General features: G+C 61.4%; 17 protein-coding genes. 6 read left to right on the plus strand and 11 right to left on the minus strand.

Annotated features, from left to right (window positions below; genetic code table 11):
• Nucleotides 1-255 precede the first annotated feature (255 nt).
• The 4 genes from J2Y90_RS14825 to J2Y90_RS14840 form a co-directional block, all read right to left on the minus strand.
• The gene (locus J2Y90_RS14825; protein ID WP_253500627.1) at nucleotides 256-1926 is read right to left on the minus strand and encodes a bifunctional protein-serine/threonine kinase/phosphatase; all 1671 of its coding nucleotides are present in this window, start codon (nucleotides 1924-1926) and stop codon (nucleotides 256-258) included.
• Between the two features lie 7 nt (nucleotides 1927-1933).
• The gene (locus J2Y90_RS14830) at nucleotides 1934-3145 is read right to left on the minus strand and encodes a nitrate/nitrite transporter (RefSeq protein ID WP_253500628.1); all 1212 of its coding nucleotides are present in this window, start codon (nucleotides 3143-3145) and stop codon (nucleotides 1934-1936) included.
• Nucleotides 3146-3465: 320 nt separating this feature from the next.
• Nucleotides 3466-4041 (minus strand): ANTAR domain-containing response regulator, encoded by a 576-nt coding sequence (locus J2Y90_RS14835; protein WP_007916390.1) that lies wholly within the window; start codon nucleotides 4039-4041, stop codon nucleotides 3466-3468.
• Between the two features lie 15 nt (nucleotides 4042-4056).
• Nucleotides 4057-5268 (minus strand): CmpA/NrtA family ABC transporter substrate-binding protein, encoded by a 1212-nt coding sequence (locus J2Y90_RS14840; RefSeq protein ID WP_253500629.1) that lies wholly within the window; start codon nucleotides 5266-5268, stop codon nucleotides 4057-4059.
• Between the two features lie 217 nt (nucleotides 5269-5485).
• Here J2Y90_RS14840 and J2Y90_RS14845 point away from each other — a divergent pair, with 217 nt between their 5' ends.
• Nucleotides 5486-6508 carry a quinone-dependent dihydroorotate dehydrogenase gene (locus J2Y90_RS14845; protein ID WP_253500630.1) on the plus strand — a complete coding sequence of 341 codons (1023 nt, stop codon included), beginning with the start codon at nucleotides 5486-5488 and terminating at the stop codon, nucleotides 6506-6508.
• A gap of 243 nt (nucleotides 6509-6751) precedes the next feature.
• Here J2Y90_RS14845 and rmf read toward each other — a convergent pair whose 3' ends face one another.
• On the minus strand, nucleotides 6752-6967 hold the full coding sequence (gene rmf, locus J2Y90_RS14850; protein ID WP_003223300.1) for a ribosome modulation factor: 216 nt from the start codon (nucleotides 6965-6967) through the stop codon (nucleotides 6752-6754).
• A 530-nt stretch (nucleotides 6968-7497) separates the two neighbouring features.
• Here rmf and rlmKL point away from each other — a divergent pair.
• Together rlmKL and J2Y90_RS14860 are read left to right on the plus strand one after the other, a co-directional pair.
• Nucleotides 7498-9768 (plus strand): bifunctional 23S rRNA (guanine(2069)-N(7))-methyltransferase RlmK/23S rRNA (guanine(2445)-N(2))-methyltransferase RlmL, encoded by a 2271-nt coding sequence (gene rlmKL, locus J2Y90_RS14855; RefSeq protein WP_253500631.1) that lies wholly within the window; start codon nucleotides 7498-7500, stop codon nucleotides 9766-9768.
• A gap of 145 nt (nucleotides 9769-9913) precedes the next feature.
• Nucleotides 9914-12298 carry a sensor domain-containing diguanylate cyclase gene (locus tag J2Y90_RS14860; RefSeq protein ID WP_253500632.1) on the plus strand — a complete coding sequence of 795 codons (2385 nt, stop codon included), beginning with the start codon at nucleotides 9914-9916 and terminating at the stop codon, nucleotides 12296-12298.
• A gap of 90 nt (nucleotides 12299-12388) precedes the next feature.
• On the opposite strand, the gene dacB is transcribed toward J2Y90_RS14860, so the two are convergent.
• The gene (gene dacB, locus J2Y90_RS14865) at nucleotides 12389-13849 is read right to left on the minus strand and encodes a D-alanyl-D-alanine carboxypeptidase/D-alanyl-D-alanine endopeptidase (protein ID WP_253500633.1); all 1461 of its coding nucleotides are present in this window, start codon (nucleotides 13847-13849) and stop codon (nucleotides 12389-12391) included.
• 234 nt (nucleotides 13850-14083) lie between these two features.
• Between dacB and J2Y90_RS14870 the strand changes: the two genes are divergently transcribed.
• A complete protein-coding gene (locus tag J2Y90_RS14870; RefSeq protein ID WP_016773843.1) occupies nucleotides 14084-14428 on the plus strand; it encodes a YggL family protein in 345 nt (114 codons plus the stop codon).
• A gap of 135 nt (nucleotides 14429-14563) precedes the next feature.
• Here J2Y90_RS14870 and J2Y90_RS14875 read toward each other — a convergent pair whose 3' ends face one another.
• Entirely contained in the window at nucleotides 14564-15754 is a 1191-nt protein-coding gene (locus J2Y90_RS14875; protein ID WP_042608437.1) for a benzoate/H(+) symporter BenE family transporter, read from the minus strand.
• Nucleotides 15755-16111: 357 nt separating this feature from the next.
• On the opposite strand from J2Y90_RS14875, the gene J2Y90_RS14880 reads away from it, so the two are divergent.
• The gene (locus tag J2Y90_RS14880) at nucleotides 16112-16876 is read left to right on the plus strand and encodes a GntR family transcriptional regulator (RefSeq protein WP_253500634.1); all 765 of its coding nucleotides are present in this window, start codon (nucleotides 16112-16114) and stop codon (nucleotides 16874-16876) included.
• A gap of 157 nt (nucleotides 16877-17033) precedes the next feature.
• Here J2Y90_RS14880 and guaD read toward each other — a convergent pair whose 3' ends face one another.
• The 4 genes from guaD to xdhA form a co-directional block, all read right to left on the minus strand.
• A complete protein-coding gene (gene guaD, locus J2Y90_RS14885) occupies nucleotides 17034-18338 on the minus strand; it encodes a guanine deaminase (protein ID WP_253500635.1) in 1305 nt (434 codons plus the stop codon).
• A gap of 13 nt (nucleotides 18339-18351) precedes the next feature.
• Nucleotides 18352-19209, minus strand: a complete 858-nt coding sequence (gene xdhC, locus J2Y90_RS14890) for a xanthine dehydrogenase accessory protein XdhC (RefSeq protein WP_253500636.1) — start codon at nucleotides 19207-19209, stop codon at nucleotides 18352-18354.
• 126 nt (nucleotides 19210-19335) lie between these two features.
• A complete protein-coding gene (gene xdhB / locus J2Y90_RS14895) occupies nucleotides 19336-21729 on the minus strand; it encodes a xanthine dehydrogenase molybdopterin binding subunit (protein ID WP_253500637.1) in 2394 nt (797 codons plus the stop codon).
• Nucleotides 21722-23176, minus strand: coding sequence for a xanthine dehydrogenase small subunit (gene xdhA / locus J2Y90_RS14900; RefSeq protein WP_253500638.1), 1455 nt, complete (start codon nucleotides 23174-23176; stop codon nucleotides 21722-21724). The genes xdhB and xdhA overlap by 8 nt, the downstream gene beginning before the upstream one ends.
• Nucleotides 23177-23444: 268 nt before the next feature.
• On the opposite strand from xdhA, the gene J2Y90_RS14905 reads away from it, so the two are divergent.
• Nucleotides 23445-24104 carry a GntR family transcriptional regulator gene (locus tag J2Y90_RS14905; protein WP_039763015.1) on the plus strand — a complete coding sequence of 220 codons (660 nt, stop codon included), beginning with the start codon at nucleotides 23445-23447 and terminating at the stop codon, nucleotides 24102-24104.
• Nucleotides 24105-24106: the final 2 nt, after the last annotated feature.

A 24106-nucleotide genomic window follows, 5' to 3' on the forward strand; every position in this document is an offset into this window, starting at 1 on the left:
GTTGGGCTTTATGTGTGGTGAGAAGGGTAATGCAGTGGTTGTGCCAACTACGGGACGCGCGGTTTTATTGGGTTTCGTTAGCGCTCCCAAAGGTTTTTCTGCACCGTATCGAAGCAGGCTGATCGTTCGTGGAGCATTCAGGCAGATGGATTTGTAGCGACTGGAAGGGCGTCATCGCGAGCAGGCTCACTCCTACAATTTGAAATGCATTCCCCCTGTAGGAGTGAGCCTGCTCGCGATGGCCGCGACGCGGTGTCAGTGATGAAACAACAAAACCAGCAGCACCACATTCCCGAGCAATGCCAGAAGCGCCATCGTCCTCCAGACCTTCAAGGGCTCTCGCTCCAACAAGGGCCGAGGCCGCACACTCAAACTACGTCGCTCACCCTGTTCCAGCACCAGCAACCACTCTTCAGCCGTTTCAAAGCGTTGCTGCGGATCGGCTGCGACGCCGCGTTCCAGACTCTGCGCCAGCCATTCCGGCAAGTCCGGGCGATAGCGACTGGCACTGACCGGCACGCCAAACCGGGGCCGCTGGAACGCTTCGATCTCGCCGTAGGGAAAATGCCCGGTGAGCAGGTAATAAAGGGTGACGCCAACTGAATACAAATCCTGCTGTGCATTCGGTGGTTCGCCGCGAAACGCTTCCGGAGCAATGAAGCTTGGCGTTCCCGGCAATGTCGCCGGCGCGTCTTCCGACAAGCCCGGGCAATAAGCCAGCCCGAAATCCAGCAAGCGCAGCTCGCCATCATCACCCAGCAGGAGGTTTTCCGGTTTGATATCGCGGTGCAGAATCTGCCGCCGATGCAACAGCCCCACCGCGCGCAACAGGCGCTCGGCAATGTCCTGCCATTGCGCCAATGGCAGCGGGCCGCGGTGTTGAAACACTTCGGCCAGTGTCGTCCCGGCATATTCGCGCATGACGTAATACAAATGCTGACGCTGGGTGCAGGCATGGATTTCCGGAAAATGCCGTCCGGCCACGCGCTTGAGGAACCATTCCTCGGACAGCAGCGCTTGCCCGGCCTGTGGATCGTCGGCCAAGCGCGTCGGCAAGGTCTTCAACAGCCACGGCTGGCCGTGGCCATCGAGCACGCGATACAGCAGCGATTGCTGGCTCTGGCCGATGATGCCTTGCACCTGCCAGCCTTCAAACGCTTGCCCGGGTTTCAGCGCTGGCGGCAGCGGCCATTGCTGCAGCTGCACCAGCGCATCGCCGATGTTCGATTCGCCCAGCGCATCGACGCGCACCAGCAGGGCACTGGCATTGTCCTGACTGCCGGCCAGATGCGCGGCGTTGACCAGGGTTTGCGCCGCGCTGTGCAGATCCGGTTGATCACGCAGAATTGCCGCGATCGCGGTATCGCCTAAGGTCGACCCGACGCCGTCGCTGAGCAGGACGAAGCTTTCGCCCTCTCGCAATTCACCGTCGAGGAAGTCCAGCACCAGATGCTGATCGAGCCCGAGCGCACGTTTGAGCACATGCTGCATGCCCGGTTGCTCCCAGACGTGATCCTCGCTGATGCGCTGCAACCGGTCGGCATGCCAGCGATAGACCCGGCAATCGCCGACATGGGCGAGGGTGAAGCGCCGACCGCGCATCACCAGCGCGCTGACCGTGGTCAGCAGCGGTTGCCCGCCGCCGTTGGCCTGCAGCCAGCGATTTTGCGCGAGCAGCAGGCGATCCAGCGCCTGGGCCACACTCCAGGTTTCCGGCGTGGCGTAGTAGTCCAGCGCCAGCGCCTGCAAGGTTGAACGCGCGGCGAGGCCGCCGTCGGCGCATTGACTGACGCCGTCGGCGATGGCGAACAGAAAACCCTTGCTTACCGCCAATGCCGGCGCGGGTGTCACCGAACGCAGGGCGTCCTGATTCTCCGCGCGTGGGCCGGTGGCGCTGGCTTCGGCGAAACTCAGTTGCAGGGCCATTGAAGCCTCAGACCCGCGCCGCCGTTACTGCCGCCGAACCCCAGGTGGTTCTCCAGCGACGCTTGACGCCGTGCAGGCCAAACCACGCCAATACACCGAGGCTGGCGAACAACCACAGCGCCAGTTGATAGCTGCCGGTGCTTTGCTTGATCGCGCCCATACCGGCCGCGAGGGCGAAGCCGCCGATACCGCCGGCCATGCCGATCAGCCCGGTCATAACGCCGATCTCCAGACGAAAGCGCTGCGGCACCAGTTGGAAAACAGCACCGTTGCCCGCGCCCAGGCCAAGCATGGTGCAGACGAAAAGCGCCAGCGCCGCGTAGGAACTTGGCAGGTTGAAGCCGACGGCGGCGATGCAGGTGGCGGCAACGGTATACATCGCCAGCAAGGTGCGGATGCCACCGAAGCGATCGGCCAGCGCACCACCCAGCGGCCGCATCAGGCTGCCGCCGAACACGCAGGCCGCGGTGTAGTAGCCGGCGGTCACCGGGCTCAGACCGTATTGATCGTTGAAATAACCTGGCAGGGCGCTGGCAAGGCCGATGAAGCCGCCGAAGGTGACGCTGTAGAAAAACATGAACCACCAGCTGTCGCGGTCACCGAGGGCCTTGAAGTAATCGGCCATGGCTTTCGGTTTTGGCCGCTGGGGAGCGTTTTTTGCCAGCAAGGCGAACAGCACCAAGGTCAGGATCAACGGGATCAGGGCGAAACCGAAGACATTGCTCCAGCCGAACGCTGCGGCAATCACTGGCGCGAGCAGTGCGGCGAACACAGTGCCGGAGTTGCCGGCGCCGGCGATGCCCATGGCTTTGCCCTGATGTTCTGGCGGGTACCATTGCGAGGCCAGGGGCAGGGCGACGGCGAACGACGCGCCGGCCATGCCGAGGAACAGGCCGAGGATCAGCGCCTGTTCATAACTGTGGATACCCAGTTTCCACGCGCCGAACAGTGCGCAGATGACGATGACCTGGCCGATCAGCCCGGCGGTCTTCGGCGACAGGCGATCGGCGAGCATGCCCATGGCAAAGCGCAACACCGCACCGGCCAGAATCGGCGTGGCGACGACGAGGCCGCGTTGCTGGGTGGTCAGGTGCAGGTCGGCGGCAATCTGCACCGCCAGCGGGCCGAGCAGGTACCAGACCATGAAGCTCAGGTCGAAATACAGGAAGGCCGCGAACAGGGTCGGGGTATGGCCGGATTTCCAGAAGCTTGAATTCATCGCGCACCTCGGCTGAAAAGAGTCTCGAAAGGAGTCATGCACAGCAGGTGGAGCGCCTCACGGCCGCACCACCGGCCCCGTTCTCTGGGGCCAAAACGCAAAAACGCCGCTACCTGATTCGCCGGAGGCGAACGGGGTGAGCGACGTCTTTGTCGTAGGTGGGGCAACCGCCGTTGGTTACCTGTGCGGTTTACTTAGCGAGATTTGTGCCAAGGCTTGAAAAGATCGCAGCCTCGTTGCACTCGTCAGCTCCTACAGGCGGGTGCGTTCACTTGTAGGAGCTGACGAGTGCAACGAGGCTGCGATCTTTTGATCTTCAATCAGCCCAGCAACTCACTCATGGCAATGATCTGCTCCGCCACTTGAATCAGCTTCTGCTGGCGGCTCATGGCCTGGCGGCGCATCAGGGTGTAGGCCTCCTCTTCGTTGCAATCCTTCATCTTCATCAGCAAACCCTTGGCCAGTTCGATGCGCTTGCGCTCGGCCAGTTGCTGGTCACGGGCCTGCAATTGCGCGCGCAAGGCCTGGTCGCTCTCGAAGCGCGCCATCGCCACATCGAGAATCGGCTGCAGACGCTGTGCGTGAATGCCTTCGACGATGTAGGCGCTGACCCCGGACTTGATCGCCTGACGCATCACCCCTGGGTCATGTTCGTCGGTAAACATCACGATCGGCCGTGGCTGGTCGCGGCTGACCAGCACCACTTGCTCCATGACATCGCGGCTCGGTGACTCGGTATCGATCAGGATCACGTCCGGGCGCACCGTTTCGACGCGCGCGGGCAAGTCGATAGTCAGGCCGGACTCGTCGATCACTTCGAAACCGGCCTCGGTCAGCGCCGCTTTCAGGCGGCCGACTTTTTTCGCGGTGTCGTTGATCAGCAGAATGCGCAACATGTTCGCGGTCTCCTGTCAGCGGCGGGCGAGAAGAGGGGCATCGTCGTTCAACGCGTGCAGCTTGAAACTGCGTGCATAGCCCGCCGGATCGCTGCCGTCCCAGACCTTGCCGTCGAGCAACTGGCTGCTGCGCAGGTCTGCATGGGAAGCCGCAACACCGACAGCGCTGGCGGCCTCGCGGTACAGATCCAGATGCTGAACCTTCCGGGCGACGGCCAGATAATCCGGATCCTCACGTAACAGACCCCAGCGACGGAACTGGGTCATGAACCACATGCCGTCGGAGAGGTACGGCAGATTGACCTCGCCTCCGCCATGAAAACGCAGCGCGTGCGGATCCTGCCAGCTATTGCCGAGGCCGTCGGCGTAGTCGCCCATAAAGCGCGGCTCGATGCACGCGGCCGGGGTGTTGAGATATTCGCCAGCGCTGAGCAGTTGCGCGGTGCTGCGGCGGTTCTCCGGGCTTTCTTCGATGAAGCGACTGGCCTCAAGAATGGCCATGACCAGCGCCCGTGCGGTGTTCGGGTATTGCTCGACGAATTCACGGGTGCAGCCGAGGACTTTTTCCGGGTGGTCGGGCCAGATGCTCTGGCTGGTGGCCAAGGTGAAACCGAGATCCTGCTGCACCGCGCTGGCTGCCCACGGTTCGCCGACGCAAAAACCGTCGATGCGCCCGGCTTGCAGGTGCGCGACCATTTGCGGCGGCGGCACCACCACACTGTCGACGTCCTGCAACGGATGAATGCCCTGGCTCGCCAGCCAGTAATACAGCCACATCGCGTGGGTGCCGGTGGGGAAGGTCTGGGCGAAGGTCAGTTTTGCGCGGCTTTGGTGCACGTGCCGATCGAGCGCTTCAGGACTGTTCACGCCAGCCTGTTGCAAGCCATGGGACAGATTCAGGCTCTGGCCATTCTGGTTCAGGCCCATCAACACCGCCATATCGGTCGGGGCGATCCCGCCGATGCCCAGGTGCACCGCATAAATCAGGCCGTACAGGCTGTGCGCGGCATCCAGTTCGCCGCTGACCAGTTTGTCGCGCAGGTTGGCCCATGACGCCTGACGCTTGAGGTTCAGCGTCAGCCCATAGGGCTGGGCGAAGCCCTGGGTGGCGGCGACCACCACCGAGGCGCAATCGCTCAGTGCCATGAAGCCGAGATTGATCGCGCTCTTTTCTGGCGCATCGCTGCCATTGACCCAGGCCAGAGGCCCCGAGGACGTTTCGTTCATACGCTACCTCAAAAAAAACGTCGTCCCGGATTCTGCGCAGGCAAACCCGAGGACGACGCCATTGTCCTGGCCTGCGCGCCGTCATTGGTCGGCAGACTGATAGGCAGGCCGGTGCAAGGCATATGCCAGTCGCCTGATTCGTGCAGGCGCCTCGCGCCGGGGGGCGATGCCCGGCTATAATCGCCGCCTCTTTTCGCCGCCCGAGTCATTGCCGCCCATGTACACCCTGGCCCGTCAGCTGTTGTTCAAATTTTCCCCGGAAACCTCCCACGATCTGTCGCTGGATCTGATCGGCGCGGGTGGGCGTTTGGGCCTCAACGGCTTGCTGTGCAAGGCGCCGGCGAAGATGCCGGTGACAGTGATGGGGCTGGAGTTCCCGAACCCGGTGGGGCTGGCCGCTGGTCTGGACAAGAACGGCGCGGCCATCGATGGCTTTGCGCAACTGGGTTTCGGTTTTGTCGAAATCGGCACCGTCACTCCGCGTCCGCAGCCGGGCAATCCGAAACCGCGGATCTTCCGCCTGCCGGAAGCCGAGGCGATCATCAATCGTATGGGTTTCAACAACCTCGGTGTGGATAACCTGCTGGCGCGGGTCGCTGCGGCGAAATACAAGGGCGTGCTGGGGATCAATATCGGCAAGAACTTCGACACCCCGGTCGAGCGTGCGGTCGATGATTACCTGATCTGCCTGGACAAGGTCTACGCCCACGCCAGCTACGTCACCGTCAACGTCAGCTCGCCAAACACCCCGGGCCTGCGCAGCCTGCAGTTCGGTGACTCGCTCAAGCAACTGCTCGCGGATCTGGCGACGCGCCGCGCCGAACTGGCCCTGCGTCACGGCAAGCATGTGCCACTGGCGATCAAGATCGCCCCGGACATGACCGACGAAGAAACCGCGCAGGTTGCCCAGGCGCTGATCGAAACCGGGATGGACGCGGTGATCGCCACCAACACCACCCTGAGCCGTGTCGGCGTCGAAGGCATGGAACATGGCGACGAGGCGGGCGGTCTGTCGGGGGCGCCGGTGCGTGAGAAGAGCACCAACACCGTGAAAGTGCTGGCGGGCGAGTTGGCCGGGCGTTTGCCGATCATTGCCGCGGGCGGGATTACCGAAGGCAAGCACGCGGCGGAGAAAATCACTGCCGGCGCGAGCCTGGTGCAGATCTATTCGGGCTTCATCTATAAAGGCCCGGCGCTGATTCGCGAATCGGTGGATGCGATCGCCGCATTGCGCAAATAACACCGGTCCCCGTAGGAGCTGCCGAAGGCTGCGATCTTTTGATCTTGATCTTGATTTGAAAAGACAAGATCAAAAGATCGCAGCCTTCGGCAGCTCCTACGGGTTATGTGCTCGGCACAAAAATGCAGGCAATAAAAAGGGCTCCTCAAAGGAGCCCCTGGGCCGTAGCCCGCCGTCCGGGAGGGACGTGCGTGGTTAATTCAATGCAGATTCAGATTGTCGTGTCGGAATAAATGCCCTGTGTCAGCCGACGGCGTGAAGTTCGTTGAGTCTGTGGATTCCCGCAGTGCCGGTCATACCGTCCCAGTTGTCGCCGCGTCCTTCTCGCCAGCCGTTGATCCAGGCTTGACGTACCGACGGTAGAGTAAATGGGCAAAGCTCACGGGATTTGCCACCAACGCCATATTGATATCCGCGCAAAAATGCTCTTTCCAACGGATCACGCTTAAGTCTTCTCATAGGGTGTTTCCCTCACTTGTTGACTGTAGTGTCGCGTTGACCTCAATTGAGGTCTGGCAGAAAAAACCTGCCATTGTGCGGCTCGCTGCCGGCGTGGCGAGCCAAGGTGTTGACGCCGTTGCGACGTCAACCTGTGCTCAGTTCTAACCAATGAGTCACATCGAGGGAATGATCGTTTTGTCATAAGCACGTAACGGAAAGGATGCTATGGCGATAAGTAACCGCGTATTTATTCAACGATCATTGCGCAAACCCCGGTATGATCGGCGCCCCGCTGACCCAGCAGGTTAATCCTCAAGTGAGAATGACCCACGTTTGCGCTTGGGTACTATTCGACGAAGGGTCGCTTTGGGTCTTTTTGTTTCACCAACTTTTTTATCTGTCCCGGCATCTAAGCTCTTTTAACCCGAGCAGCGGGGATGGAACGGCACACCTTCGTGCCACGCGGGCGCTCTTTCAGAAAAGCGCCTGATTGAAAACCGGGTCGGCAATGCGTTGCCGGCCCACTAGCCAAAGGCTCTGGAATTACCATGTCCGATCGTTTCGAACTCTTCCTCACTTGCCCCAAAGGCCTTGAAGGCCTGCTCATCGAGGAAGCCGTCGGGCTTGGCCTTGAAGAAGCGCGCGAGCACACCTCCGCCGTGCGTGGCATGGCAACCATGGAAACCGCCTACCGCCTGTGCCTCTGGTCGCGCCTGGCCAACCGGGTGTTGCTGGTGCTCAAGCGTTTCCCGATGAAGGACGCTGAAGACCTCTACCACGGCGTGCTCGACATCGACTGGCAGGATCACATGCTCAGCGACGGCACCCTGGCCGTCGAATTCAGCGGCCACGGCTCGGGCATCGACAACACCCACTTCGGCGCGCTGAAAGTCAAAGACGCCATCGTCGACAAACTGCGCACGCCGCAGGGCGACCGGCCATCCATCGACAAGCTCAACCCGGACCTGCGCATTCACCTGCGTCTGGACCGCGGCGAAGCGATTCTGTCCCTCGACCTCTCCGGCCACAGCCTGCACCAGCGCGGCTATCGCTTGCAGCAGGGCGCGGCGCCGCTGAAGGAAAACCTCGCGGCGGCCATCCTGATCCGTTCCGGCTGGCCGCGTATTGCCGCCGAGGGCGGCGCGCTGGCTGACCCGATGTGCGGTGTCGGTACGTTCCTCGTTGAAGCGGCGATGATCGCCGCCGACATGGCGCCGAACCTGCGTCGCGAGCAGTGGGGCTTTACCGCGTGGCTCGGTCACGTGCCGGCGCTGTGGAAAAAACTTCACGAAGAAGCCGTCGAGCGCGCCGCTGCCGGTCTGGCCAAACCCCCGTTGTGGATTCGTGGTTATGAAGCCGATCCGCGCCTGATTCAGCCGGGTCGCAACAACGTTGAGCGCGCCGGCCTCAGCGAGTGGATCAAGATCTACCAGGGCGAAGTGGCGACCTTCGAGCCGCGCCCGGATCAGAACCAGAAAGGTCTGGTGATCTGCAACCCGCCGTACGGTGAGCGTCTCGGTGACGAAGCCAGCCTGCTTTATCTCTACCAGAATCTCGGCGAGCGTCTGCGTCAGGCCTGCCTGAACTGGGAAGCGGCGGTGTTCACCGGCGCGCCGGATCTGGGCAAGCGCATGGGCATTCGCAGCCACAAACAGTATTCGTTCTGGAACGGCGCGCTGCCGTGCAAGCTGCTGCTGATCAAGGTTTTGCCCGATCAGTTCGTCACTGGCGAGCGGCGCACCCCGGAACAGCGCCAGGCCGAGCGCGAGCAAGCGGCTTACGACCAGACCCCCGACGAGCCGCAAGAGCGCAAGTTCAACAAGAACGGCAACCCGATCAAGCCGACGCCAGCCCCGGCGCCAGTGATCGAGCAGCCGCGCCTGAGCGAAGGCGGGCAGATGTTTGCCAATCGTCTGCAAAAGAATCTCAAGGCGATGGGCAAGTGGGTCAAGCGCGAAGGCATCGATTGTTACCGCGTTTACGATGCCGATATGCCGGAATACGCAATGGCCATCGACCTGTACCACGACTGGGTGCACGTTCAGGAATACGCCGCGCCGAAATCCATCGACCCGGAAAAAGCCTCGGCGCGTATGTTCGATGCGCTGGCGGCCATTCCGCAGGCGTTGAACGTCGACAAGAACCGCGTAGTGGTCAAACGCCGTGAGCGCCAGAGCGGCACCAAGCAGTACGAACGTCAGGCCGCCCAGGGCAAGTTTGTCGAGGTCAATGAGGGCGGCGTGAAGTTGCTGGTCAACCTCACTGACTACCTTGACACCGGCCTGTTCCTCGATCACCGGCCGATGCGCATGCGCATTCAGAAAGAGGCGGCCGGCAAACGCTTCCTCAATCTGTTCTGCTACACCGCGACCGCCAGCGTGCATGCAGCCAAGGGCGGCGCGCGCAGCACCACCAGCGTCGATTTGTCGAAGACCTACCTGGATTGGGCGCGGCGCAATCTGTCGCTGAACGGCTTCTCGGACAAGAACCGTCTGGAGCAGGGCGACGTCATGGCGTGGCTGGAAAGCAGTCGCGACGAGTACGACCTGATCTTCATCGACCCGCCGACGTTCTCCAACTCCAAGCGCATGGAAGGCATCTTCGACGTGCAACGCGATCAGGTGCAGTTGCTCGACCTGGCGATGGCGCGTCTGGCGCCGGGTGGCGTGCTGTATTTCTCCAACAACTTCCGCAAGTTCCAGCTGGAAGAAAACCTCGCCGAGCGCTATGCGGTGGAGGAAATCAGCGCGCAGACCATTGATCCGGATTTCGCCCGCAATACCAGGATCCATCGCGCCTGGAAAATCACGGCTCGTTGACAGTCTTGCCGGTTGGATCCACAGAGCGTTGATTTTTAACGGCTCGGTGGATCCAGCGGTGCTGGCTAAATTAGTGGCTAATAGCTATAACTCACACACCGCCAATGGGGTCTTTCCCGGGAATCTGGCGGAGTGAGTCGTGCTTATGCCGTTGCACCCCGTGCGCCCGAAAATCCTCGGTTTCATCAGCGAAGACGTGTCAGCCTGGCTGGTCGTGTTGCTGGTATGGCTTGCCGGTGGAATTCTCACCGGGCTGCTGGCGTGGGGAACACATAACCAGTTTCAGCAACAATCGCGTCAGCGCTTTCAACTGCTGGCCAACGAACGCTACAGCCGCATCGCCGAACGCTTTCAGGATCAGGAGCAACGTCTCGACGGTCTGCGCCGGTTCTTCACCAACTCCGAATCGGTGTCGCGCGCCGAATTCGACGGCTACTCCCGACCTTTGTTGTTGCGCACCCAAGCTTATACCTATGCCCCGAGAGTCAGCGGCGCCGACCGGGCTGCTTTTGAACAACGGGTGCGTGAAGAAGGCCTGAGCACCTTTACCATTCGCGAGCTGGACGACAAGGGCGAGTTGCGACTGGCCGAGTCACGCGACGAATACGTGCCGGTTCTCTATACCCAGACCCAGAGTCGACTGGCGCCGCCACTGGGTTATGACTTGCTCGCCCAACCCTTGCGCCGCGAAACCCTGCAACGCGCCGACCGCCTCGGCAGTCTGGTCGTGTCGCAGCCGATGCATCTGGTCGGAATCGAGCCGTCCTACGCGCGTGGGGTGTTGTTGCTGGCGCCGGTCAATCGCCAGGGCGAGTCGCAGCCGTTCGGTTATGTCATGGCGGTGATCAGCATGCGTCAATTGCTCGCCGACGGGTTGCCGGACGCCTTGCACGATTATCTGTCGGTGCGCATTCTCGATCTGTCGGTCCATGACCAGCACGAGGCGCTGTTCGAATCGACCAACGAGGCGGTGCCCGGCGATCTGGCGGCGACGCGTTTGCTGCGCATGGCCGATCACGACTATCAGGTCGATATCCTGCCAAGCTACGCGTTCATGCAAGCCAATCATTCTTCGGTGGGCAGCGTGATCATTCTGGGCGGTTTGCTCAGCCTGCTGCTCAGCGCATTGCTGTACGTGCTGGTGAGTCAGCGTCAGCGTGCGGTGCGCCTGGTGGAGGTGCGCACCCAGGAACTGCACGAGCGCGAGCAGGAACTGCGCGGCACTCATGGCCAGTTGCGCGGCGTGTTGAATGCCGCCACTCAGGTCGCCATCATCGCCACCGATCTGCGCGGTGTGATCAACACCTTCAACCCCGGCGCCGAGCAGATGCTGGGCTACAGCAGCGCCGAGGTCGTCGGGCGGATGACCCTGGAAAACCTGCATTTGCCTCGGGAACTGGCCGCCCGTGCTGCCGAGTTGGGTGCCCGTTACGGAAAAAGCATCCCGACCTGCCACGCCATGCTGGTCGAGGGCGGCGAAGTCGGCGGCCATGAAGCACGCGAGTGGACGCTGGTGCGCAGCGATGGCAGTCATCTGCCAGTGAACATGCTCGCCACGCCGGTGCTGGATGAGCAGGGTCTATGGGTCGGCCACCTGGCGATCTGCATCGACATCACCGAGCGCAAGCGTGTCCACGAAGTGCTGGCAGCACGCGACACGTTGCTGAAGAAGCTCAGCGCCCATGTACCCGGTGGCATCTACCAATTCAAGATGGAATTCGACGGGCGCTTCAGCGTGATCTATGCCAGCGATGGCATTCGCGAGATCTACGAGCTGGAGCCGGATGTCCTGCTGCTCGACTCCGAGGCGATTTTCAGCCGCATTCACCCACAGGACGCGATTCGCGTGCGCTCATCAATCCGCGAATCGGCGGAAAACCTCAGCCCGTGGCGTGAGGAGTACCGCGTGCAACTGCCTGAACGCGGCCTGCGCTGGGTGCGCGGCGAGGCAACACCGGAGGAGCTGCCGGGTGGCGGGGTGCTGTGGCACGGCTACATCTCGGACATTTCCGACCTCAAGCGCGTGGAAGAAGAATTGCGTGCGTTGTCGATCACCGATTCGCTGACCGGCATTCACAACCGCCGCTATTTCCAGGAGCGCCTGACCACCGAAATGGCCCGGGTCGAGCGTGGCGGCGGCGAGTTGTCGGTGATCATGCTCGACATCGACCATTTCAAACGCATCAACGATCACTACGGCCACGCCGTCGGCGACCGTGTGCTGCAAGCGGTGTGCGAGCGGATCGGCCATCGCCTGCGCCGCACCGACGTGTTCTGCCGCTTGGGCGGCGAAGAGTTCATGGTGCTGTGCCCGGACATCGACGGCGAGCACGCGTACATGCTGGCAATGGAATTGTGGGAAGGCCTGCGCAGCACGCCGGTGGACGTGGTTGGCGTGGTCACCGCCAGTTTCGGCATCGCCAGCTGGCGCCCGGGGGAGGGCGCGGATGCGTTGCTGTTGCGCGCGGACTCAGGGGTTTATGCGGCGAAGCAGAATGGCCGGGATCGGGTGGAGCGGGAGTTAGGTTAGATCAAAAGATCGCAGCCTTCGGCAGCTCCTACAGGGTTATGTGGACACCTGTAGGAGCTGCCGAAGGCTGCGATCTTTTGCTTTTGAGGGTTACAAGACCGAAGCGGTCTGCGGCAGTTTCGGCTGTTTGTACAGATCCAGCAGCACCTGATCGAGCACCGACGAGGCGCCGAACGGGGCCTTGTCGTTGAGGATCGCCACCACCGCCCAGGTATTGCCGTTGACGTCACGGCTGAAGCCGGCGATTGCGCGCACGGTGTTCAGAGTACCGGTCTTGACGTGGGCTTCGCCGCGCATCGCCGTGGTTTTCAGACGTTTGCGCATGGTGCCGTCGGTACCGGCAATCGGCAGTGAGCTGATGTATTCGGCGGCGTACGGGCTGTGCCAGGCGGCCTGCAGCATGTTGGCCATTTCCCGCGCACTGACCCGCTCGGCCCGCGACAGACCAGAGCCATTCTCCATCACCAGATGCGGCGCGGTAATGCCTTTCTTCGCCAGCCACTGACGCACTACGCGCTGCGCTGCCCGGGCGTCATCACCGTCGGCATCGTTGCGAAAACGCTGGCCAAGGCTGAGGAACAGCTGCTGAGCCATGGTGTTGTTACTGTATTTGTTGATGTCGCGGATGATCTCGGCCAGATCCGGCGAGTACGCGCGCGCGAGCAACTTGGCACTGCTCGGCGTTGGCGCCAGACGATCCTTGCCCTGGATACTGCCACCCAGTTCCTTCCAGATCGCGCGCACGGCGCCGGCGGTGTAGGTCGCGTGGTCGAGCAGCGACAGGTAAGTCTGCGAGCTGCAGCCTTCGCCCAACTGGCCGCCAACGGTCACGGTCACGCTGCCATCGGCCTGCGGCACCGGGTTGTACCGCACGCCGCCGGTGCATTGCTTGGACGGCAGCGCCTTGACGGTGTTCTCGATGCGGATGCTGGCAATCGGCGGCTCCACCGAAATCAGCACCCGGCCGCCGTCATTGCGCGCAACGAAGCGCAGGGCCTTGAGGTTGACCAGCAGGGAATCGGGTTTGACCAGGAACGGCTTGTTGTCGTCGTTGCCGTCATCGTTGAATTCCGGCAGTTGCGGCTGCACGAAGAAGTTGCGGTCGAGGATCAGGTCGCCGGTGATCTGGGTCACGCCGTTGGCGCGCAGGTCGCGCATCAGCAGCCAGAGTTTCTCCATGTTCAGCTTCGGATCACCGCCACCCTTGAGGTAGAGGTTGCCGTTGAGAATGCCGCCGCTGAGGTCGCCATCGGTGTAGAACTCGGTTTTCCACTGATGGTTGGGCCCGAGCATTTCCAGTGCAGCGTAAGTGGTGACCAGTTTCATCGTCGAGGCCGGGTTGACCGACACATCGGCGTTGTACACGGTCGGCGTGCCCGGACCGTCGAGCGGCACCATCACCAGCGACAGCGCAGTGGGCTGCAGCTTGCTGGCCTTGAGGGCTTTTTCGACGTTCGGGGTAAGGGAAGTGTTGATGGTGGCAGCGGAGACAGGCAGGGCCAGAGGCAGAAGAAGGCCGGCGAGAAACAGTGGACGCAACGATTTGATCATATGCAATAAAACCCTGCAAAAGAGGGGGAAAAAGACGAGGACATGGATGAAAAGGCCCTCAGTGGTCATGAAAGTGTCGGCATTATGCCCCAAGCTGTTACGGCTTGTGCCGTATCGAGGACGGCCAATCGGTTATTTTTTTACAGGCGGTCGGCCGCAGCGGCCAGAGAGTCGGGCAATCGCCGGCTTAAACTGGTAAAGTGCCGGCCGTTATTACTTAAGAGGATTGTTCCAATGGCGACTAACCGTTCCCAGCGTCTGCGCAAAAAACTGTGCGTTGATGAATTTCAAGAGCTGGGTTTCGAACTGAACCTGGACTTCAAAGAAGACTTGTCCGAAGAAGCCATTGACGCTTTCCTCGAAGCATTCATCAAAGAAGCCATGGAAGCCAACGGTCTGGGTTATGTTGGCGGCGACGACTTCGGTCTGGTGTGCCTGCAGAAGCGTGGCTCGGTCAACGAAGAGCAGCGCGCTGCCGTTGAAGCCTGGCTGAAAAACCGCTCCGAGCTGACCAAATACGAAGTCAGCCCGCTGCTGGACGTGTGGTATCCGGAAAAGCCGATCAACGCGGCTAAGTGATACTGAAAAAAACGGCGACCTTCGGGTCGCCGTTTTTTTTCGTCGATCAAAAGATCGCAGCCTCGTTGCACTCGTCAGCTCCTACAGGGGAACGCGGTCTCCTGTAGGAGCTGCCGAAGGCTGCGATCTTTGCTTCTAGGCTTTACGCCAATTCAAAATCACCAGCGTCACCACCCCCGCAACGATCCCCCAGAACGCCGAGCCAATGGAAAACAGCGTCAGCCCCGACGCCGTGACCATAAAGGTGATCAACGCTGCTTCCCGTTCCTTCGCCTCGCTCATGGCGATGCTCAAACCATTGATGATCGAGCCGAACAGTGCGAGCGCGGCAATCGACAGCACCAGTTCTTTCGGCAGCGCGGCAAACAGGGCCGCCAACGTCGCGCCGAACACCCCGGCAATCCCGTAGAACACCCCGCACCACACCGCCGCGGTGTAGCGCTTGTTGCGATCTTCATGGGCATGCGGGCCGGTGCAGATCGCCGCGCTGATCGCCGCGAGGTTGATGCCGTGGGAGCCGAACGGCGCCAGCAACAGCGAGGCGATGCCGGTGGTGGTGATCAGTGGCGAGGCCGGGACGTTATAGCCATCGGCACGCAGCACGGCGATGCCGGGCATGTTCTGCGAGGTCATCGCCACCACGAACAGCGGAATACCGATGCTGATGGTCGCGGCCAGGGAGAAGTGCGGCGTGGTCCAGACCGGGGTGGCCACCTCCAGGTGAAAACCGCTGAAATCCAGCAACCCCATAAAGCCCGACAGCGCAGTGCCGATCAGCAGCGCCGCGAGCACGGCATAGCGTGGCGACAGGCGCTTGACCAGCAGATAAGTGAAGAACATCCCCAGCACCAGCCCGGTACGGTGTTGCGCGGCGACGAAGATTTCGCTGCCGATCTTGAACAGAATCCCTGCCAGCAGAGCTGCCGCCAAAGATGCCGGGATCTTTTTCACCAGCCGTTCGAAGCTGCCGGTCAGGCCGCAGATCGTCACCAGTACCGCGCACGTGATGTAGGCGCCGATCGCCTCGCCGTAACTGACGCCGCCCAGGCTGGTGATCAGCAACGCCGCGCCAGGGGTCGACCAGGCAATGGTGATCGGAGTGCGATAGCGCAGCGACAGGCCGATCGAGCACACCGCCATGCCGATCGAGATCGCCCAGATCCACGAGGAAATCTGCCCGCTGCTCAGGCCGGCCGCTTGCCCGGCCTGGAACATCAGCACCAGCGAACTGGTGTAACCGGTCATCATCGCGATGAAACCGGCGACGATGGCGGAAGGCGAAGTATCGGCCAGAGGGCGCAGGCGGGCGTGGGTGGCGTCGGTCATGACGGCGGTGTTCCTTATACCAATGGAGATGTCCCCTTTGACGCAATCCCCCTGTAGGAGTGAGCCTGCTCGCGATGGCGGTGTGTCAGTCGAATTATCTCTGAATGACACACCGTCATCGCGAGCAGGCTCACTCCTACAGGGGATTGTGCGTAGAAGGCGGATTCTGCGATCAAGCCTAAACTCAAACCTTACGAATCGTTGCAATACAGCCGAAGGCGCAAACAGCCGTACAGTCGTGTTGCCACCATTCATTGTGTACAATCGCGCTGTTTTTTACGCGATACTTGCCAGCGACCTACTGTGCCGTATTACAGTCACGGTCTATTCGCCGCAGTTTTCCCGACTCGAGTGCCCATGAACGAACAGTTGCAACCCCTCAAGAAACAACCGCGAGCAGGCAAAGCCGGCCGCAGCGGGACCCAGGACGATATTGTCTACGCGCATATCTTCGAGGCCATCCTCGAACAGCGCCTGGCGCCCGGCACCAAATTGAGCGAAGAAGCGCTGGGGGAAATCTTCGGGGTCAGCCGCACCATCATTCGCCGCGCGCTGTCGCGTCTGGCCCATGAAGGCGTGGTGCTGTTGCGGCCGAACCGTGGCGCGGTGGTCGCCAGCCCGAGCGTTGAAGAGGCGCGTCAGGTTTTCCTAGCCCGGCGTCTGGTCGAACGCGCCATTACCGAATTGGCCGTGCAACACGCCACCGCTGAGCAGATCGCCGAACTGCGGCAGATGGTCAATGATGAACGCGACAGTTTCTCCCGTGGTGATCGCGGCGCCGGTATTCGTCTGTCGGGCGAGTTCCATCTGAAACTGGCAGAAGCGGCGATGAACGCACCGTTGATCAGCTTCCAGCGCAGCCTGGTTTCGCAGACTTCGCTGATCATTGCCCAGTATGAAAGCGGCAACCGCTCGCACTGCTCGTACGACGAACACACTCAACTGATCGACGCGATCGAGAAGCGCGACGGCGAACTGGCGGTGAGCCTGATGATGCACCACATGGATCACATCGACAGCAAGCTCAACCTCGACGAGGAAGGCGCGTCGGATGACTTGCATGCGGTGTTCTCGCATTTGTTGCAGACCAAAAAGCCGGGGCGCTCGAGCGCCAAGCTCTGATCTGAAACCGAGTCGCGGCATTCGCGAGCAGGCTCGCTCCCACAGGGGAATGCATTTCAAAGGTGGGAGCGAGCCTGCTCGCGAAGACAATCTGACCGCCAACAAAAATCCCCCGGGGCGTGCACCACCGGGGGATTTTTTATGCCTTGGAAAAGGCTTAGCGCTGATGCACCAACGCCCCCGCCGCATACGTCTGCGCCACGGTGCGGTCATCCCCCAGCGTCATCAGCACGAACAACGTCTCGGCAATGTTCTTGGACTGCTTCAAGCGATAGCTGAGCAGCGGCGTGGCGTTGTAATCCAGCACCAGGAAGTCGGCGTCACTGCCCGGTTGCAGATTGCCAATTTTATCTTCCAGACGCAGCGCCCGCGCACCACCCAGGGTCGCCAGATACAGCGACTTGAATGGGCTCAGCCGCGCGCCCTGCAGTTGCATCACTTTGTAAGCTTCGTTCAGCGTCTGCAGCAGCGAGAAACTGGTGCCGCCGCCGACGTCGGTACCGAGGCCGACATTGAGCTTGTGCTTCTCGGCCATCGGCAGGTTGAACAGGCCGCTGCCGAGGAACAGGTTCGAGGTCGGGCAGAACGAGACCGCCGAGCCGGTTTCCGCCAGCCGTGCGCATTCGTCATCACACAGGTGCACGCCGTGGGCGAACACCGATCGCTCGCCGAGCAGTTGATAGTGATCGTAAACATCGAGGTAGCCCTTGCGCTCCGGGAACAGTTCCTTGACCCACTCGATTTCCTTGAGGTTTTCGCTGATGTGGGTCTGCATGTACAGATCCGGGTATTCCGTCAGCAGCTGCCCGGCGAGGGTCAGTTGTTCCGGGCTGCTGGTGGGGGCGAAGCGCGGCGTCACCGCGTAATGCAAACGGCCCTTGCCGTGCCAGCGTTCGATCAGCGCCTTGCTGTCGACGTAGCTCGATTCGGCGGTATCGACCAGATAGTCTGGGGCATTGCGGTCCATCATCACCTTGCCGGCGATCATGCGCAGGTCGAGCTTCTCGGCGGCTTCGAAAAACGAATTCACCGATTGCGGATGGACGCTGCCGAACACTAGCGCGGTGGTGGTGCCGTTGCGCAGCAGTTCCTTGATGAAGATGTCGGCGACTTCGTCGGCGTGGGCCTTGTCGCCAAACTGGCTTTCGCAGGGGAAGGTGTAGGTGTTCAACCAATCGAGCAATTGCTCGCCGTAGGCGCCGGCCATGCCGGTTTGCGGCAGGTGAATATGTGTGTCGATGAAGCCCGGGGTAATCAGCGCATCCTGATGGTGATTGATCTCGATATCCGCCGGCAGGGTTGGCAGCAGTTCGCTGGCGTGGCCGACGGCGCTGATCTTGCCGTCATCGACCACCAGCAGGCCGTCCTCGAAATATTCGTAGGAGGCTTCGATGCCGACTTCGGCAGGGTCGGCGATGCTGTGCAGGATGGCGGCGCGGTAGGCTTTGCGAGTCAGAGGCATGAGGGTTCTCTAATCAGTTTGAGGCTTTGAGTTTGGCCGCCTGACTGCGGCGCGAGGCGGGCAGCAGTCGGGCAATCGGTTCGGCGCGGGCACTGTGCTGGCCGAAATTGGCGTTGTAGGTAGCGATGATTTCGCCGGCGATGGAGATGGCGATTTCCACAGGCAATTTGCCTTTGACTTCGCCGATGCCCATCGGGCAGCGCATGCGTTGCACCACGTTCGGGTCGAAACCACGATCGCGCAGGCGGTGTTCGAATTTAGCGCGTTTGGTTTTTGAGCCGATCAGGCCGAACCAAGTGAAGTCGTTGCGCTTGAGAATCGCGGCGGTCAGCTCCAGGTCGAGCTGATGGTTGTGGGTCATGACGATGCAGTAGCTGCCGGCGGGCAGGTCATCGACTTCATCCACCGGTTCTTCGCTGACGATTTTACGCACGCCGTGGGGGATGTGTTCGGGGAACTCGGCCTCGCGCGAATCGATCCAGCGCACCCGGCAGGGCAGGCTGGCCAGCAGCGGCACGAGGGTGCGACCGACATGGCCGGCACCGAACACGGCAATCTGCGCCTGCACCTGGCCCATCGGTTCGAACAGCAACACGGTGGCGCCACCGCAGCACTGGCCCAGGCTGGCGCCGAGGCTGAAGCGCTCCAGATGCGTGTCCTGCTTACCGCTGGCGAGCATCTCGCGGGCGATCTGCATGGCTTTGAATTCCAGATGGCCGCCACCAATGGTGTCGAACAGGCGCTCGGCACTGACGACCATTTTCGAGCCGGCGTTGCGTGGCGTCGAACCGAGTTCTTCGATGATCGTCACCAGCACACAGGGCTCGCCCTGATTCTGCAGGTCGGCGAGGGCGTCGATCCAGTTGTACATACACACCTCTCAGATCGTTCCCACGCTCTGCATGGGAATGCATCACTGGACGCTCCGCGTCCGCTGTTCAGGATGCGACGCAGAGCGTCGCGAGCTGCATTCCCACGCAGAGCGTGGGAACGATCATCAAACAACCGCGGTTTCAGCTTCGACAGCTTTCACCGCTTTGAGCTGACGCATCTGCTCACACCCCCACAACACCCGCTCCGGCGTGGCCGGTGCGTCGATTTTCGGCTGATGCTGATAATCACCGAGGCTCGCCACCGCGTCCTTGATCGCGCACCACGCGGCGATGCCGAGCATGAACGGCGGTTCACCGACAGCCTTGGAATGAAACACCGTGTCTTCCGGGTTCTTGCGGTTTTCCACCAGCTTCACCCGCAGATCCAGTGGCATGTCGGCCACCGCCGGGATCTTGTAGCTGGCCGGGCCGTTGGTCATCAGCTTGCCTTTGTTGTTCCAGACCAGTTCTTCCATGGTCAGCCAGCCCATGCCCTGAATGAAGCCACCCTCGACCTGGCCGATGTCGATGGACGGGTTCAGCGAGGCGCCGACGTCGTGAAGAATGTCGGTACGCAGCATCTTGTACTCGCCGGTCAGGGTGTCGACGATCACTTCGCAGCAGGCTGCGCCGAAAGCGAAGTAATAGAACGGACGACCCCGAGCCTGACTGCGGTCGTAGTAGATTTTCGGGGTCTTGTAGAACCCGGTGCTCGACAGCGAGACCTGGTTGAAATACGCCTGTTGGACCAGCGCCTCGAAGGTCAGGATCTGTTCGCGCACACGCACGTGGCCGTTGCGGAATTCGACGTCTTCTTCGCTGACCTTGTAGTGTCGCGCAGCGAATTCGACCAAGCGTTGCTTGATGGTCTGGGCTGCGTTCTGCGCGGCTTTGCCGTTCAGGTCAGCGCCGCTGGAGGCCGCGGTCGGCGAGGTGTTTGGCACCTTGTCGGTGTTGGTCGCGGTGATCTGCACGCGATCGATTTCGACCTGGAACACTTCGGCCACGACCTGGGCAACTTTGGTGTTCAAGCCCTGACCCATTTCCGTGCCGCCGTGGTTCAGGTGGATGCTGCCGTCGGTGTAGATGTGGATCAGCGCACCGGCCTGATTGAGGAAACTGGCGGTGAAGGAAATACCGAATTTCACCGGGGTCAGCGCCAGGCCTTTTTTCAGAATCGGGCTGTTGGCGTTGTAGCGACGAATCGCTTCACGACGTTCGGCGTACTGGCTGCTTTCTTCCAGTTCGGCGGTCATCTCTTCGAGCATGTTGTGCTCGACGGTCTGGTAGTAGTGGGTGACGTTGCGCTCGGTCTTGCCGTAGTAGTTGGCCTTGCGCACCGCCAGCGGATCGAGCTTCAAGTGACGGGCAATTGCGTCCATCACTTCCTCGATGGCGACCATGCCCTGTGGGCCGCCGAAGCCACGATAAGCGGTGTTCGACGCGGTGTTGGTCTTGCAACGGTGACCGTTGATGGTCGCATCGCCGAGATAGTAGGAGTTGTCCGAGTGGAACATCGCCCGGTCAACGATCGAGGCGGACAGGTCCGGCGAGCAGCCGCAGTTGCCGGCCAGCTCCATGTTGATCCCGTGCAGACGGCCGCTGCCGTCGAAGCCGACGTCGTACTCGACGTAGAACGGGTGACGTTTGCCGGTCATCAGCATGTCTTCGACACGCGGCAGGCGCATCTTGGTCGGCTGGCCGGTGAGGTGCGCGACCACCGCGCACAGGCACGCCGGGCTCGCGGCCTGGGTTTCCTTGCCGCCGAAACCACCGCCCATGCGGCGCATGTCGACGACAATTTTGTTCATCGACACGTCGAGCACTTCGGCGACCAGTTTCTGCACTTCGGTCGGGTTCTGCGTCGAGCAATAAACGATCATGCCGCCGTCTTCGGTGGGCATCACCGAGGAGATTTGTGTCTCCAGATAGAAGTGCTCCTGGCCGCCGATGTGCAGCGTGCCCTGAATGCGGTGTTCAGCCGTGGCCAGTGCAGAGGCCGAGTCGCCGCGCTGATGGGTGTGGCTGTCGAGCACGAAGTGGCGTTTGCGCAGGGCTTCGACGACGTCGAGCACCGGTTCCAGATCTTCGTATTCGATGATCGCCGCCATCGCTGCTTTGCGCGCGGTTTCCAGGTCTTTCGCCGCGACCGCCAGCACCGGTTGGCCGACGAACTGCACGTCATCGATCGCCAGCAATGGGTCGCCCGGCATCAGTGGGCCGATGTCTTTAAGGCCCGGCACGTCTTCGTGGGTAATGACGATGCGCACGCCTTCGAAGGCGTAGCACGGCGACGTGTCGATGTTGAGGATTTTCGCGTGGGCGCGGTCCGACAGGCGCGCATACAGGTGCAACTGGTTGGGGAATTCCAGGCGATCATCGATGTACTGCGCTTCACCGGACACATGCTTGGCGGCGCTGTCGTGCTTGACGCTGCGGCCGACACCGGTGGTCAGGTCCTGGGCGAACAGTTCGGCCAGCTCAGCCTGAGTTTTCTCTACGGCGTGATGGTTAGACATAAGCGGTCACCCGAGTCTCGATGTGCGGTGTTTGCAGTTCGATGAAGTATTTGCGCAGCAGATTCTGCGCGCTGAGCAGGCGATATTCCTTGCTGGCGCGGAAGTCCGAGAGTGGCGTGAAGTCTTCGGCCAGCGCGGCGCAGGCGCGTTCGATCACGGCGTTATTGAACGGCTGACCAAGCAGCACGGCTTCGCAATGCGCAGCGCGTTTGGGGATCGCCGCCATGCCGCCGAAGGCTACACGTGCGTCGCTGATCACACCGTTGTCCACGCGCAGGTTGAACGCGGCGCAGACGGCGGAGATATCGTCGTCCAGACGTTTCGACACTTTATAGGCGCGGAACAACTGCTCGGCGCTGGCGCGCGGGACGATGATTTTTTCGATGAACTCGCTTTCCTGCCGCGCGGTGACGCGATAGTCGATGAAGTAATCTTCCAGGTTCAGCGTGCGGCGGGTTTCGCCTTTGCACAGCACGATCTGCGCACCGAGGGCGATCAGCAGCGGTGGCGAGTCACCGATCGGCGAGGCGTTGCCGATGTTGCCGCCGAGGGTGCCCTGATTGCGGATCTGCAACGAGGCGAAGCGGTGCAGCAATTCGCCGAAGTCCGGGTACTCGGCGTTCAACGCTTCATAGCAGTCGGAGAGGGCAGTGGCGGCGCCGATCTCGATGCGATCGGCAAAGGTTTCGATGCGCTTCATTTCTGCGACGTTGCCGACGTAGATCATCACAGGCAGGGTACGGTGGAATTGAGTGACTTCCAGGGCCAGATCGGTGCCGCCAGCGAGCAGCCGGGCTTGTGGATAAGCGTCATAGAGGTCGGCCAGATCGGCCACGGTCAGCGGCACCAGGCAACGCTTGTCGCCGCTGTTGAGTTCACCGATATCGGTCGGGGCGATGGCTTTGAGGCGGGCGATGGTTTCGGCTTCGCGGGCGTCGAACTGATCCGCAGGCTTGGCGCAGCAGGATTGTTCGGCGGCGGCGAGAATCGGCCGGTAGCCGGTGCAGCGGCAGAGGTTGCCGGCCAGCGCTTCGTGGGCCTTGGCCTGATCCGGCGCATCGCTGTTCTTTTGCAGGGCGAACAACGACATGACGAAACCGGGGGTGCAGAAGCCGCACTGTGAACCGTGGCACTCGACCATGGCTTTCTGCACGCTGTGCAGTTCGCCCTTGTGCTTGAGGTCTTCGACGCTGATCAGTTGTTTGCCGTGCAGGGACGAGACGAAGGTCAGGCAAGAATTGAGGCTGCGATAGCGGATGTGTTCACGCCCGGTATCATCGGTCTGCAACTCGCCAACCACCACGGTGCAGGCGCCGCAATCGCCGCTGGCGCAACCTTCTTTGGTGCCGGGCTTGCCCACGTGTTCGCGCAGGTAGTTGAGCACGGTCAGATTCGGGTCCAGGGCATGCTCGCTACGGAGTTCCTGGTTAAGTAAAAACTGGATCACGGAAGGCCTCGCAGACTCATTATTGTTGTTAACCGACGTGAACCGAATTTAGCAGGTCTGACTTTTCGGTCAATGGTTTTCTGACCTAAAGGTCAGGAAAATCCATTTCGTCGATCAACAGCGTGTCTATTCAGTATTGACCTTCATCGGTCACTGCGCTTTTTTGCGGGATTCGTGCCAAAAACCGCTGAGTGGGCACTCCGCCATGACCGTGCATTTGCGCTACACTGCGCCGCTTGTGCAGATCGATAGAGTTTGAAGGACAACCATGACGTTCAAGGCGCCGGACAGCCTCGCCGAGCAAATCGCTCACCACCTCGCCGAACGCATCATTCGTGGCGAAATGAAGCCGGGAGAGCGCATCCAGGAACAGAAGGTCACGCTGGCGCTCAACGTCAGCCGCGGTTCGGTCCGCGAAGCCTTGCTGATCCTCGAGCGCCGTCACCTGATCGCGATCCTGCCGCGTCGTGGCGCCCACGTGACCGAGCTGACGCCGCACAAGGTGCAGAGCCTGTGCACGCTGATGAGCGAGCTGTACATCCTGCTCGGCAATTCCGTAGCGAATGGCTGGCAAGTGCAGTCGGACATGGCGCCGTTCGTGCAGATCCAGCAGCGCCTGACCGCCAATTACGAGCGCGGCGATATCCGCAGCTTCGTCGATGACAGCTTCGCGGTGATGCGCGCCGCCTATCCGTTTGCCAACAATCCGTACCTGCAAGAAACCGTCGAGAACCTCCAGCCGGCGATGAGCCGCGCCTATTTTCTCGCCCTCGAACAGCGCAAGGCGGAAATGAGCGAATTCCTCGAACTGTTCGAACGCCTGCTCGCCGCCGTCCTCGCCCGTGATTTGCCGCAGATCCGCATCGTGCTCACGGCGTACGCCCAGCGCAGCTGCGATCTGGTGGTGTCTGCGCTGACGGTTGCCTGAGC

The organism is Pseudomonas koreensis, assembly GCF_024169245.1.
Lineage (GTDB): Bacteria > Pseudomonadota > Gammaproteobacteria > Pseudomonadales > Pseudomonadaceae > Aquipseudomonas > Aquipseudomonas koreensis_F.

Excerpts from the sequence above, each read along its gene's own strand:
- xdhB (WP_253500637.1), bottom strand. The coding sequence starts at position 21,729 with ATGTCTAACCATCACGCCGTAGAGAAAACTCAGGCTGAGCTGGCCGAA.
- rmf (WP_003223300.1), bottom strand. The coding sequence starts at position 6,967 with ATGAGAAGACTTAAGCGTGATCCGTTGGAAAGAGCATTTTTGCGCGGA.
- J2Y90_RS14825 (WP_253500627.1), bottom strand. The coding sequence starts at position 1,926 with ATGGCCCTGCAACTGAGTTTCGCCGAAGCCAGCGCCACCGGCCCACGC.
- J2Y90_RS14840 (WP_253500629.1), bottom strand. The coding sequence starts at position 5,268 with ATGAACGAAACGTCCTCGGGGCCTCTGGCCTGGGTCAATGGCAGCGAT.
- J2Y90_RS14905 (WP_039763015.1), top strand. The coding sequence starts at position 23,445 with ATGACGTTCAAGGCGCCGGACAGCCTCGCCGAGCAAATCGCTCACCAC.
- J2Y90_RS14860 (WP_253500632.1), top strand. The coding sequence starts at position 9,914 with ATGCCGTTGCACCCCGTGCGCCCGAAAATCCTCGGTTTCATCAGCGAA.
- J2Y90_RS14845 (WP_253500630.1), top strand. The coding sequence starts at position 5,486 with ATGTACACCCTGGCCCGTCAGCTGTTGTTCAAATTTTCCCCGGAAACC.
- dacB (WP_253500633.1), bottom strand. The coding sequence starts at position 13,849 with ATGATCAAATCGTTGCGTCCACTGTTTCTCGCCGGCCTTCTTCTGCCT.
- J2Y90_RS14835 (WP_007916390.1), bottom strand. The coding sequence starts at position 4,041 with ATGTTGCGCATTCTGCTGATCAACGACACCGCGAAAAAAGTCGGCCGC.
- J2Y90_RS14870 (WP_016773843.1), top strand. The coding sequence starts at position 14,084 with ATGGCGACTAACCGTTCCCAGCGTCTGCGCAAAAAACTGTGCGTTGAT.
- J2Y90_RS14880 (WP_253500634.1), top strand. The coding sequence starts at position 16,112 with ATGAACGAACAGTTGCAACCCCTCAAGAAACAACCGCGAGCAGGCAAA.
- xdhC (WP_253500636.1), bottom strand. The coding sequence starts at position 19,209 with ATGTACAACTGGATCGACGCCCTCGCCGACCTGCAGAATCAGGGCGAG.
- rlmKL (WP_253500631.1), top strand. The coding sequence starts at position 7,498 with ATGTCCGATCGTTTCGAACTCTTCCTCACTTGCCCCAAAGGCCTTGAA.
- J2Y90_RS14875 (WP_042608437.1), bottom strand. The coding sequence starts at position 15,754 with ATGACCGACGCCACCCACGCCCGCCTGCGCCCTCTGGCCGATACTTCG.
- J2Y90_RS14830 (WP_253500628.1), bottom strand. The coding sequence starts at position 3,145 with ATGAATTCAAGCTTCTGGAAATCCGGCCATACCCCGACCCTGTTCGCG.
- guaD (WP_253500635.1), bottom strand. The coding sequence starts at position 18,338 with ATGCCTCTGACTCGCAAAGCCTACCGCGCCGCCATCCTGCACAGCATC.